The following is a 12399-nucleotide window of genomic DNA, read 5'->3' as shown; positions in this document are numbered from 1 at the left end:
TTGGAATGCTATTTTTTCAATTACATTTTGTTACTAGAATGAGAAAAAATAAACACATCAAATTGGAATTGGTGATTTTTTAAAATATATTAAACAGCACCAATATGCACATTGATGAACTTAAGCATAAATTAAGGAAAATATATGAAAAAATTAGCCGTCACCCTATCTGCGGTGCTCGCTAGCAGTGGTTTTTTCTCAGCAACAGCGAACGCAGCTTGGTCAGATCTCTATTTCGGAGGCAAAATTGGCTATGTAAATCTAGACGACGCTTGTTACGTAAGCTCAAAGTGTGACGACGAGTCCGCAGGTTTTGGCCTTTATTACGGCTACAACTTCAGCAAACATGTCTCTGCTGAGCTAGGGATCGACCTTCTTGGTGAGCATGAAACGAACTTCTCTAACGGCTATTTCTCTGAAGCAAAACTGGCCGCTTACACACTGGCACCGAAGTTCAGCCTACCACTGAATGAAAAGCTCGATGCTTTTGCCAAAGTTGGCGCGGCATACATGATCTATGGCGATGATAAAGACCTTGTTCCGACTGGCTCTTTGGGGCTTGAATACGCATTAACCGAAAGCTTTAAAGCGCGTGCAGAGTACCAGCGTTATCAAGATATGTCCGATGACATCGTGAAAGATATGGACGCGAATTTCTTTGGTATCGGTATTACCTATCTGTTTGGTGGTGCTAGCTCAGCAGCCACTGCGGCAGCGGCAGCGAATGAAACGGCAGTTGAGCCAAGACCAGCTGAAGAAGTGAAGCAAGAAGAGCCTGTTGCTGAACCAATTCTTTTAGCTGAAGAGCCAAAACCTGAACCTAAACCAGAGTGGGTGACCAAATTCTCTAATCAGCAATACAACCAAGAGCTATTCGCAACAGGCAGCAGCAAATTGTCTGCTGGCGGTAAACAAGCGTTAGCTCCATTGGCTGAAGTATTGATTAAATACCCAGATGCAGAAGCTGAAATTGTTGGCCATACCGATTCAACCGGCTCTGAAAAAGTGAACCAACGTATCTCTGAGCAGCGCGCTCAAGCGGTCGCGGATTACTTGGTCGAGCAAGGCGTGAAAGCAGAGCAGCTTAAGGTGCGTGGCGCCGGTGAATCTCAACCTATTGCTTCAAACAAAACAGCTGAAGGTCGTGCTCAAAACCGTCGTGTGGAAGTGACGATTCCTAGCTTTGAGTACCAAGAGCTACAACAACCAGCACAGTAAGCCTGTGACATTATGACAAAAGGGAGCAAGTTGCTCCCTTTTTGCCATCTTAACCACCATCACATCGATTCTCAGCATGCTTCTCCATCGCAAGACAAAGAGGATGAGTCGCAACTTACCCAGCCAGTTGCTGATCAAGTAGCAAAGCGCAAAACAACAGCAACAAAAAGTAGATAGAGAAACGAAACATCTCGAGCGCGGTGCGTTCTTCAGCTCGAAACTTGAGTTTTATCGCATACAGCACAAAACAGACATTCAGCACCAGTGCACTAAATAAATAGAGATAGCTGGCCATTCCAACCAATACGGGCAGCATACAAACCAACGCCAGCAGAATGGCATAGAGAAGAATCGACGTTTTGGTGTATTCAACGCCATGCGTCACTGGCAGCATGGGGATATTCACCTTGGCATAATCCTCTTTTCTGTGAATCGCCAACGCCCAAAAATGCGGAGGGGTCCAAATGAAAATGATCATCACCAACAACCATGCATGAGGATGTAACTCACCCGTTATCGATGTCCAACCCAATAAAGGCGGCATCGCACCAGCAATACCTGCAATCACGATATTTTGAGGGGTCGCTCGTTTTAAATAGAGCGTATAAACCACCGCATAGCCCAACAAACTGGCAAAAGTGAGATAGGCAGTGAGGCTATTTACCCAAAGCATTAGCGATAGAAACCCTAACGAACCAATCAGAAGCGCAAACAACAGCACATTGAAGGGGCTGACATCCCCTTTAGGAAGCGGCCGACGATATGTTCTTGCCATTTTGGCATCGATTCTTCTATCAATCAGATGATTGAACGCTGCCGCCGATCCCGCCATGAGCGCAATGCCGATCAAGGCGATCAGTGCCTGATGCCACGTAAACTGCTCATGAGGCGCCAAGCTCATTCCAACCACTGATGTCAACAACATCAACGCGACCACTTTGGGCTTGGTAAGCGTCCAGTAAGTACTCCATAAAGATCGTGTTTGTGGCTTGTCGACGGATAACGTTTTACTCATATTTAAATCCCTCGAAATTGAGTTCTATACCCGGCTGTTCCTGCCAAAGCACATAGCTGCTCACACTCACCAACATAATCAGTAGTGCGGCACCTAAGTTGTGAGCCACCGCGACAGAGAGTGGCAACTGATAGAGAACATTACTGATGCCCAATCCCACCTGTGCCAACAGAATCAACCCAATCGCAATGGCCAGTTGCTGAACGATAGGTTCGCTTTGTTGATAGAGCCAAAAGCAGTAGGTCATTACACAGAAAAACGTGACCATCGCACCAATACGATGCGTGACGTGAATGGTCATTCTGGCGGGGTATTCCAAAACGCCAAACTCATAGGTGTGGTGGCCTAAATTCCAAAAATCGAACGCGTTCTTCCAATCCAGATAGCTTACCCAATCCCCTTCACAAATCGGCAGTTCACTGCACATTAGTGCCGCGTAATTGGATGACGTCCACCCGCCTAAAAGGATTTGCAAAGCCACCACGGCGATAACGAAAAATGAGAAAAACCGCAGTCTGGGATCGACAAACTGCCAGTCCACCATAAATTCGGTTGGTTTGAGTTGGCAATAGAGAATCGCAAGCAACACAAACAGTAAGAAGCCGCCGAGCAAATGCGCCATCACCACCACTGGCATGAGTTTCATGGTCACAGTCCACATGCCTAGCAACGCTTGAGCAACAACCAACAGTGAGAGCACAATCGGCACCACCTTCGGTGCTTTGGCTTTAAACAGACAGAGTAACGTAATGGCGAAAATCAGCACACCCAAGCTACCTGCAAAATAGCGATGAATCATTTCCAGCCACGCTTTGCTTGGCTCAACCATCATGCCTGGAAAGTTATCCTCTACGACACTCAATTCCGCCGCGGTATTCGGCACCGTGAGATGGCCGTAACAACCAGGCCAGTCAGGGCATCCCAACCCTGCATCCGAAAGCCGCGTGTAAGCACCAAGTAGTATCACCACCGACGTTAACACTAACGCAATTTGTACCATAATCCGATGAAGATTCATGGTTCCCTCCCCTTCAACCAACTCGCGAAAGTTTAAGCAGCTTCCTCAGATCTGAGAGTATTTCTTTGTTTTGCTCTATGAGTGACTTGGTGGCGTTCAGTGGGTAGCGCATCACCAACTGACCTAGTGGATCGACGATCACCATATCCCCCGGTTTCAAAACGCTTTCAATCTGTTTTGTTATCACAACCTGCTCATAATTAAGATTAGTTGTTGTTGGAGAAAATGCCCAAACTACTGCTTCGACTCTCTCTTGATATTTGCCCAAAGCGAGATGATTTTGGCCTAAGAGATGAAGTTGCTGCTGGCAAAGTGCTTCACAAGACGTGGGCAACAAATACGCCAGTTGCCACCCTTTTCCCTGAAATGGGTTCTCCTGTCCGAGACTTTGTAAGGTGGTGTAGGGTTCTATTAACTCCCCTTTATTTGAAACACCGGATTGGTACCAATGTTGTTCCAATACCACCTTCGCGACAATGGCGGGCAAAGCAAATGTGAGAACCAACAGCAGCAGAATGAAACGGCCTCTATTTTGTGTGGAAATCATGCGACACCTCCTTGCGGCGAATGCGTAGGTAGCGAACAAAAATCATCGAAGAAATCAACAATAAAACCAGAGCCATCGCGAACCACTGCATCGCATAGGCAAAATGTTTTTGACTCCCCATATTCAGTGGCTGCCAAGGTTGAGGATAGGGCCAATGGGTGAGGTTATCAGGCTGAAACAATGTCGGTATGAGACTTACGTTGAGTTGTTTACTGAGATCCGCTATCACCATGTTTTGCACTCGTATGGGATCACTCAGTTCTAAATGGAGTTGGTCACTCAATGGGTTAACGGATTTTTGATACAACCGCCCGGTTAAAAACAGAGGCTCACGAAAACCTTGCACTTTGGGGAGAAATTGGCGTTGTAAACCACCGTCGACAAAACCGAGTTCCACCAGCAGATAACTTCCCGGTTCATCCATCAATGCCATCACTTGATAAGCAAGATAACCCACTTGCCCGTTCCACGTTTGGTTGTCGAGCAGCACAATAGGCAACGCACTTGGCGCGACATTGGTTTCCACTCTCACTCCCGTCACCGAAAACGCGGCTGCGTGTTCCACATTGAGCACATCAAGCAAGGGCTGCGGTGCTTGCAAAGCACGCTGTTGTAACTCTATTTCAAGTTGCGATTTTTCCTCTGCACGCGAGAGCTGCCATAAACCCAGTTTGACCAACAGGGTAAATACGACCAAAGTTAACAATGCGGCGACAATGGCGCCGGGCGATCGGATCAACGCAGCTTTCGGAGTCACTATGCCGATATTTCTATTCAAATTGATACTGGTTCTTTTGCTATTGTTCATTATTGCCAACTTGGGTTTAGCCCTATTCCATATGGTGCGAGCCGACTCTTCTCCCAATGGGAAATCCATGAGCCACTATTTGGGGCGCAGAGTGATGCTCTCCGCATTGGTCGTGCTGTTTCTGCTGATTGCATTAACAACAGGTTGGGTAGAACCCAACCCAAGACCATACTAAATTGATTGCATTACAGAACGTAGACAAAAACAAACAAACAGAGCCAAACCACGTCAACAAAATGCCAATACCAACTACCCGCTTGAAAGGCGAAATGATCTTTCGGCGTAAAATGGTCTTTGGCGATGCGGCCGAGTAACACGATCAAAAACGTCGTACCCAAGAACACATGCATGCCGTGAAAACCCGTCAAGAGGAAGAAGGTATTGCCATAAATGCCCGATTGCAGTGTCAATCCCATTTCCTGGTAAGCATGGGCATATTCTTCTACTTGATAGAAAAGGAAGAAGCCCGCAAGAACGATGGTGATCTCCAACCAAACAATCAACGCCATACGTTGATTTTTCTCTAAGCTGGTATGCGCCAAATGCAGGGTAATCGATGAGGTCAACAAAATGATGGTGTTAACCAAAGGGATTCCTTGCCATGGCATCGCTTGTGTTTCTTGACCAGACGGTGTGGTGGTCAAAGGCCAAAAGGCTTCAAAGCTTGGCCATAAGATCTCATGCGTCATGGCATTGTTGTCTGCCCCGCCAAGCCACGGCACTGCCACCATTCTTGCGTAGAAAAGCGCACCAAAAAACGCCCCGAAAAACATCACCTCAGAAAAAATAAACCAACTCATTCCTTGTCGAAAAGAGCGGGCAATCTGCTCGCTGTATTTTCCGGTGAGTGACTCGGTGATCACATTGCTAAACCACCCTGCCAACATATACAGCAAGGTGAAAGAACCGATGATTAAAATCACATTGCCGATTGGCCCCACGGGCCCTTCTATTTGCGTACCCTGAACGGTCATGCCAGCCCCGACAGCAATCATAAACAGCGCAAAAGCGCCAAGAATCGGCCAATTGCTTTGGGCAGGAACGTAATAGGACGGATGTTTGTTACTCATAGCTCAGCTCCCTGAGGCACTGGATTGGTTGCCTCCTTGAGTCCAGATAATTGCGCGAGTTTCTCTCTGTCGGCTTGTTCAACGGGTAAACGATACAAGGTATAAGAGAGCGTTAATGTGTGAATCTCGGTTGGTAAGTCAGGCTCGATGTAGAAAATCAGTGGCATCTGTGCCAACTGATTTCCTTCAATGGGTTGGCGATTAAAACAAAAACACTCAATCTTGTTGAAAAATGCTGCGCCCTGCCCCGGAGACACCGAAGGCACGGCCTGACCAACTAAGATCTCTTGGCTGAGGTTTTGCGCCAGATACGCCGTTTGAATCACTTCTCCCGGATGCACATTGAGCGTGACCGATTGTGGTTTGAAGCTCCACGGCATATCCGGTGAAACATGCGCCATGAACTCGACGCGAATGGTTCTGCTGGTATCAATCTGTAACCCTACCGGAGCCGCCACGGCAACGTTATCGGTTTTACCATTGATGCCAAGCACATCGCACATCACGTCATACAGAGGCACCAAAGCAAAACCGAAACCAAACATCGCCAAAGCCGCCATCGTCAGCTTAAGAGTCAGAACGTGGTTCGATCTTCCTTTCGTCATCATGTCACCTCAATCCACTTTTGGCGGGGTCGAGAAAGTGTGATGTGGGGCTGGGCTTGGCACTGTCCACTCCAACCCTTCCGCTCTTTCCCACGGTTTGGCTGCGGCCTTGTCACCCCCTTTGACGCATTTAATCACCAACCAGAGGAAGATAAGCTGTGACAAGCCAAAGGCAAATCCGCCAATCGAAACAATCTGATTCACATCAGCAAACTGAATCGCGTAGTCTGGAATACGTCGTGGCATACCCGCCAAGCCAAGGAAATGCATTGGGAAGAAAAGGACATTGACTGAAATCACCGAGCACCAAAAATGCCACAAACTTAGCCGCTGGTCGTACATATGCCCCGTCCACTTGGGCAACCAATAATAGGCTGCCGCCATGATGGAGAACACAGCACCAGACACCAGTACATAGTGGAAATGGGCCACCACAAAATAGGTGTCGTGATATTGAAAATCCGCAGGAACAATCGCTAACATCAGGCCGGAGAAACCACCAATGGTGAACAACACAATAAAGGCAATTGCAAACAACATCGGCGTTTCAAACGTCAACGAGCCACGCCACATAGTCGCAACCCAGTTAAACACTTTAACCCCAGTCGGAACAGCGATCAGCATGGTGCAATACATAAAGAACAGCTCGGCAAATACCGGCATGCCAGTGGTGAACATATGGTGTGCCCACACAACAAACGAGAGCAATGCAATACTGCAGGTGGCGTAAACCATAGAATGATAGCCAAAAAGCTTTTTACCACTAAACGCTGGGATGATGGCGGAGACAATACCGAAAGACGGCAAAATCATGATGTAGACTTCAGGGTGGCCGAAGAACCAAAAGATGTGTTGGAACATCACAGGGTCACCACCACCCGCCGCGTCAAAGAAACTGGTGCCGAAATACTTATCGGTCAGCACCATGGTCACAGCCCCTGCCAACACGGGCATCACAGCAATCAACAAAAATGCCGTAATCAACCAAGTCCAAACGAACATAGGTAGCTTGAACCAGGTCATACCCGGCGCACGCATATTAACGATGGTCACTATCACATTGATCGCGCCCATGATGGAGCTGATCCCCATAATGTGCACAGAAAACACAAACAGCGCCGTACTATCGGGGCCATACTTGGTCGAAAGTGGCGCATAGAAAGTCCAACCAAAATCAGGACCGCCGCCGGGCAAAAACAGCGAGCCAATGAGGATTAAAAAAGCAAAAGGCAAAATCCAAAAGCTCAAGTTATTCATTCTTGGCAACGCCATATCGGGCGCACCAATCATCATCGGGATCATCCAGTTGGCAAGGCCAGTAAAGGCCGGCATCACCGCGCCAAACACCATCACCAAGCCGTGAACTGTGGTCATTTGATTAAAGAATTGCGGGTCCACCAATTGCAAACCCGGTTGAAAGAGTTCGGCGCGAATAACCATTGCCATCGCACCACCGGTTAAAAACATGATGAAGCTAAACCAAAGGTAGAGCGTGCCAATGTCTTTGTGATTGGTGGAGTAGATCCAACGGCCTATGCCAGAAGGTTGATGATGTTCATGAGCATCGCTTTCCACTACCACAGCACTAGACAGTTCACTTTCTGCCGACGCAGATTTGACCGGTTTTTCAAATTGACTCATTGTCCCTCCCCGCGACTCTGCGCTTTATGGGCGTTGACGTCAGCCGCTTGCACCGCATCACCTGTGTCATTACCAAAGGCATTGCGTTGATACGTGACCACCGAAGCAATCTCTTGCTCAGAAAGCTGATTGGCAAAAGCTTGCATTGCGGTTCCTGCTTTACCATTAAGAACAATGTCGATGTGCTTGTCGTGATCTCCAGTCGCAATCGCACTGCCTTTAATGGCCGGAAAGGCTCCAGGGATCCCCATGCCATTGGCTTGATGGCAAACCGCGCATCGCGCGGCGTAAATTGCTTCACCTTGAGCCATCAACTCATCCAGCGACAATGTTTGCTTCAGTGCCGATGCTGCCGCTTGTTTCGCTTCGGCTAACTCGGTTTTCTTGCTCGCAAGCCATTGTTCAAAATCGTTCTCTTCCATGGCATGCACCACTACGGGCATAAAACCATGCGCTCGACCACACAACTCAGCACACTGGCCACGGTATACCCCGGGCTTGTCGATGCGCGTCCATGCTTCATTGATGAAACCGGGGATAGTATCTTTCTTCACCGCAAAGTCGGGCACCCACCACGAATGAATGACATCATCAGAAGTGAGAAGAAAACGGATCTTACGATTGATGGGAACGACCAGAGGATTATCCACTTCCAACAAATAATTGGCCCCTTTAACTTCAAGACCATCAATCTGCTTTTGCGAGGTTGCCAGTAAACTGAAAAACTCAACGTCTTCCCCGAAATAGCTGTAGTGCCATTTCCACTGAGAACCGGTAATTTTAACCGTCAGATCAGATTGAGATGTGTCCTCCATCGCTACCAACGTTTTGGTGGCAGGAATCGCCATCGCGACGAGGATCAAAATCGGAATCACCGTCCATATCACTTCCACTTTGGTACTTTCATGAAAATGCGCGGCGACGGCCCCTTTCGATTTTCGGTGTTTGAAAATGGCATAGAACATGGCCCCAAACACAATCAGTGCAATGGCACAGCAGATATAAAAAATCAGCATGTGCAGCTCATACACCTGCTGACTGATCTGTGTGACCCCTTGGGTCATATTGAACTCTGTTTGCGATGCAATGGCTGGCGCACCGAAGCCTACTAGCATCAGGTCAAACAGCCCCATCAGTGTGAGAAATCGTTTCTTCAAAAGCTGTCTCCTCTGACTCACCGCGCCAACGTTGAGATTGATCATTTCGGACTGCAACTACCGAACAAACCAGTAAAAAAAGGGCAAAACCCTGATTTCAACACTCTTTGTTATATTTATGTTAAAAAGCTAGACTCAGTTATGGCTTTCTTCAAGAAAATATCCACAAAACAACAAACAATCTTGTCAATAAGAACACTTAAGGTAGAGAAATTGTCTATCTTTAGAACAAATGAAATTTTTATGATTTCAGTAATCGTTTGGCATCACGGAAATGATATTTATTATCATTTAATTTAAAGAAAACAGAGAGAGTAAGGAAAAATCGTATGCTAAAACAAGTCACTGACTGGTTGGCCAGAGATCCGGATCCACGCACCCGTGAAGAACTTCAGTACCTCATCGATGAGAAGATGACGGAAGAATTGCAAGACCGTTTTCGCGGCAGGCTTGAATTTGGTACCGCCGGATTACGTGGAAAAGTCGGTTCGGGACCAAATCGCATGAACCGACTTGTCATTCAAGAAACCGCGACAGGGCTCGGACATTATCTCATCGAGACGATTCGTAACGCGGCTGGTCGTGGTGTGGTGATTGGCTATGATGGCCGAACCGATTCGAAGCAATTTGCTCACGACACGGCCGCTGTACTCACCGCGTTGGGCATTAAGGTTTACCTCACCCATAAAGTAGCCCCAACACCAGTGGTGGCATTTGGTGTCAAACAGTTTAATGCCGCAGCGGCAGTAGTGGTTACCGCAAGCCACAACCCACCGGAATACAACGGCTTTAAAGTCTATTGGGAAAATGGCGCACAAATCATTCCACCTCATGACGCGGGTATTGCCGGCGAGATTGAGCAAGCGACGCACAAACCTATCCCTCTCATGTCATTGAGTGATGCGGAAAAACACGGCCTTTTGGTTTGGCTCAAAGATGACTACTACCAAACGTATCGCCAAGCGATGAACACTCACCCATTGTTAAAATCGAGCCATGCGGTTGATATCTCCATCGCCTACACCGCTATGCATGGTGTCGGCGCTGAGATGGCCGAGACACTGCTGGCCGATGCCGGTTTTACTCATGTGCTGAGTGTACCAGAACAACGAGAGCCTGATGGCACATTTCCGACGGTAAACTTCCCGAACCCAGAAGAAGCTGGGGCAATGGATATGGTGATGGATCTAGCAAAAACCGTCGATGCAGAGATTGCTTGTGCCAATGACCCAGATGCCGACCGCTTCGCCGTTGCTGTTCGCAAACCGGATGGCAGCTACCAAATGCTCACAGGGGATCAAGTGGGTGCGTTGTTCGCCGACTATCTCCTCAGCAGCGTGGATGCTAGCAAACAACTGGTTGGCAACACCATTGTCTCTTCTCGCTTGTTGGCTGACATCGCCAAACAGCACGGTGCCCATTACTACCAAACGCTCACAGGCTTTAAGTGGCTCACTAATGTTGCCATGGCTCAGCAAAGCGATAACAAGCAGTTCCTGTTTGCGTATGAGGAAGCGCTAGGCTACACCGTAGGCAATAAAGTTTGGGATAAAGACGGTTTATCAGCGCTGGTCGCGTTTTCCCAGCTCACGGCACAACTGAAAGAAAATGGCCTTACCTTGTGGGATAAATTAGAGCAGCTTTATCGTCAACATGGCTTCTATTTTAACGCGCAGCGCAGTATTGCCTTATCGCCTGATTCGCCACCCATCGGTGACCAACTGAGAGCCAAACCGCCGAAAATCATAGCAGGGCAGAAAGTAACGGTGATTGAAGATCTCAAAGCGTCGTTACGATACGTGACCAATGGCGTGACAGAAGCGATTAACCTGCCTGCCAGCGATGTTCTGATCTATCACCTTGAAGATCGCTCACGCGTTATCGTCCGCCCTTCAGGCACTGAGCCGAAGCTGAAGTGCTACTACGAGGTGATTAGCGATTTTCCTGCTGAGTTGGATTACCAAACCGCGCAGTTTAAGGCCGAGAGCAAAATGAATACGCTCATTGCAGCCCATCAACAAAGTTTGTCATCGTCATAAAAACAAAGAGCACACTCGACGTATGAGTGTGCTCTTTTGCTATACCTGCCTAATGATTAAATGACTTTTTGCAAGAAGTACTTATTGATGCCTTTTGCTGGGTAATTGCTATATTGGCCAACCTTCTCAAACCCCAATTTGAGATAAAAATCCAACGCTTGGAAACTGTAGGTATCAAGACAAATATCCGTCACCCCTTGAGGTTTTACCTCGTGTTCTAAACGCTGCATCAATTGGCTGCCTAAGCCATGTTGACGGTAGTGTTCATCTAACCAAAGAAATTCCACAAAGACGCTGGTGGTAAACCACTCACCCGTTAGGCCGCCGACCAATTTGCCGTCCTCATTACGAACAAAACAGCCGATCTTTTTCACTTCGCCATCAGGAAGATGTTGAGCATTATAAGCACGAATCCCCTGACGAATGGTTTCAAATTCTTCATTTTGTAGGTCAAAGGTAAATTCTGTTTTCAAGTCCATGCGCCTTCCTCCCGTGTGATCGTTACCCGCAACGCTAAACGTAAGCATTGCTGCTTAGTTTTTTATGCTTTGGTTTTTGCTATTACGAGCCCTAGTTAAGAAAAAAGCCAGCGGCGCTGGCTTTTAGGTCAAACAATCTATCACGAGTTAAAATTCAATAACATCCAAAGAGATAAGAAAACAAACACCGCCCCCATCACTTTGTGCTGATAAAGCCGAAACGTCGCATTGTCCAAAAGCTTCTTACCAACCGTGCCTGCCAAAGCAACCAACACAAAATTGAACAATAAACCCAAAACATTGAGTAGCAAACCTAACGCCAACATCTGTTCACCAGAAGAGGCAGAGATGTTATTCGACACAAACTGAGGCAAAAACATCACAAAGAAAACCAACGCCTTCGGATTAAGCAAATTGCTCATTAATGCGCGTTGGTAGTAAGTCAATGCCATTGCATTGTGATGTTGAGATTGCGGCGCTTGCGCTGGAGAAGTTCGCAAGCAGTCCCAACCCATTTTGAGCAAGTACGCGCCGCCCAGTAAATGGAGGGCTTTCAAAGCCAAAGGGCTCATGGCAATCAACGCTGAAACGCCCATAGCGGCGAGCAAGGTTAAGATGATCCCCGAAGTGGCATTGCCCAAACTGGCAAATAGCCCAACTTTCTTACCGTAACTCATGCTAGAGCTGGCAATCAGCAGCATGTCTGGCCCTGGCAACAATAACAATGCAATCACTGCCGTTAAATAAACAGGCAAAATAGTAATATCGATCATTTTTATTCTGGTCTTTTGGAACAAGGGCG

The 12399-nt window shown here is 47.5% G+C and carries 13 protein-coding genes; 3 read left to right on the top strand and 10 right to left on the bottom strand.

What is annotated here, in order from left to right; all coding sequences use genetic code 11:
• Window positions 1-144 precede the first annotated feature (144 nt).
• Window positions 145-1218, top strand: a complete 1074-nt coding sequence (locus AOT11_RS20270) for an OmpA family protein (RefSeq protein WP_017419624.1) — start codon at window positions 145-147, stop codon at window positions 1216-1218.
• Between the two features lie 115 nt (window positions 1219-1333).
• Here the strand turns inward: AOT11_RS20270 and cyoE are convergent, their stop codons facing one another.
• The 4 genes from cyoE to AOT11_RS20250 are packed head-to-tail and all read right to left on the bottom strand — an operon-like array spanning window position 1334 to window position 4558.
• Window positions 1334-2233 carry a heme o synthase gene (cyoE, locus tag AOT11_RS20265; protein WP_017419623.1) on the bottom strand — a complete coding sequence of 300 codons (900 nt, stop codon included), beginning with the start codon at window positions 2231-2233 and terminating at the stop codon, window positions 1334-1336.
• A complete protein-coding gene (locus AOT11_RS20260; RefSeq protein ID WP_039447301.1) occupies window positions 2226-3251 on the bottom strand; it encodes a COX15/CtaA family protein in 1026 nt (341 codons plus the stop codon). Before AOT11_RS20260 ends, cyoE begins: the two co-directional genes overlap by 8 nt.
• Before the next feature lie 13 nt (window positions 3252-3264).
• Window positions 3265-3798 carry a hypothetical protein gene (locus tag AOT11_RS20255; RefSeq protein WP_017419621.1) on the bottom strand — a complete coding sequence of 178 codons (534 nt, stop codon included), beginning with the start codon at window positions 3796-3798 and terminating at the stop codon, window positions 3265-3267.
• Window positions 3779-4558, bottom strand: coding sequence for an SURF1 family protein (locus AOT11_RS20250; protein ID WP_371287092.1), 780 nt, complete (start codon window positions 4556-4558; stop codon window positions 3779-3781). Before AOT11_RS20250 ends, AOT11_RS20255 begins: the two co-directional genes overlap by 20 nt.
• On the opposite strand from AOT11_RS20250, the gene AOT11_RS23495 reads away from it, so the two are divergent.
• Window positions 4557-4781, top strand: a complete 225-nt coding sequence (locus tag AOT11_RS23495; protein WP_015728103.1) for a DUF2909 domain-containing protein — start codon at window positions 4557-4559, stop codon at window positions 4779-4781. The two genes, AOT11_RS20250 and AOT11_RS23495, sit on opposite strands and share 2 nt — an antisense overlap.
• Before the next feature lie 10 nt (window positions 4782-4791).
• Here AOT11_RS23495 and AOT11_RS20240 read toward each other — a convergent pair whose 3' ends face one another.
• From AOT11_RS20240 to coxB, 4 genes are read right to left on the bottom strand one after another with little or no spacing between them, the layout of a single operon-like run.
• Window positions 4792-5676, bottom strand: a complete 885-nt coding sequence (locus AOT11_RS20240) for a cytochrome c oxidase subunit 3 (RefSeq protein WP_017419619.1) — start codon at window positions 5674-5676, stop codon at window positions 4792-4794.
• A complete protein-coding gene (locus tag AOT11_RS20235) occupies window positions 5673-6281 on the bottom strand; it encodes a cytochrome c oxidase assembly protein (protein ID WP_026050220.1) in 609 nt (202 codons plus the stop codon). The genes AOT11_RS20240 and AOT11_RS20235 overlap by 4 nt, the downstream gene beginning before the upstream one ends.
• Window positions 6282-6290: 9 nt before the next feature.
• Window positions 6291-7922: a cytochrome c oxidase subunit I gene (gene ctaD / locus AOT11_RS20230; RefSeq protein ID WP_017419617.1), complete on the bottom strand. Its 1632-nt coding sequence runs from the start codon at window positions 7920-7922 to the stop codon at window positions 6291-6293.
• A complete protein-coding gene (gene coxB / locus AOT11_RS20225) occupies window positions 7919-9037 on the bottom strand; it encodes a cytochrome c oxidase subunit II (protein WP_086016729.1) in 1119 nt (372 codons plus the stop codon). The genes ctaD and coxB overlap by 4 nt, the downstream gene beginning before the upstream one ends.
• A 371-nt stretch (window positions 9038-9408) precedes the next feature.
• On the opposite strand from coxB, the gene AOT11_RS20220 reads away from it, so the two are divergent.
• Window positions 9409-11118: a phospho-sugar mutase gene (locus AOT11_RS20220; protein ID WP_017419615.1), complete on the top strand. Its 1710-nt coding sequence runs from the start codon at window positions 9409-9411 to the stop codon at window positions 11116-11118.
• Window positions 11119-11174: 56 nt separating this feature from the next.
• Here AOT11_RS20220 and AOT11_RS20215 read toward each other — a convergent pair whose 3' ends face one another.
• Together AOT11_RS20215 and AOT11_RS20210 are read right to left on the bottom strand one after the other, a co-directional pair.
• Complete coding sequence (locus AOT11_RS20215) at window positions 11175-11597, bottom strand: GNAT family N-acetyltransferase (protein ID WP_017419614.1); 423 nt, start codon at window positions 11595-11597, stop codon at window positions 11175-11177.
• A gap of 140 nt (window positions 11598-11737) precedes the next feature.
• Window positions 11738-12370: a LysE family translocator gene (locus AOT11_RS20210; protein WP_017419613.1), complete on the bottom strand. Its 633-nt coding sequence runs from the start codon at window positions 12368-12370 to the stop codon at window positions 11738-11740.
• Window positions 12371-12399 lie beyond the last annotated feature (29 nt).

Source organism: Vibrio vulnificus NBRC 15645 = ATCC 27562, assembly GCF_002224265.1.
Taxonomy (GTDB): Bacteria; Pseudomonadota; Gammaproteobacteria; order Enterobacterales; family Vibrionaceae; genus Vibrio; species Vibrio vulnificus.
The sequence above is the reverse complement of the archived record's forward strand: the minus strand, read 5'-3'. Positions and strand labels throughout refer to the sequence as shown.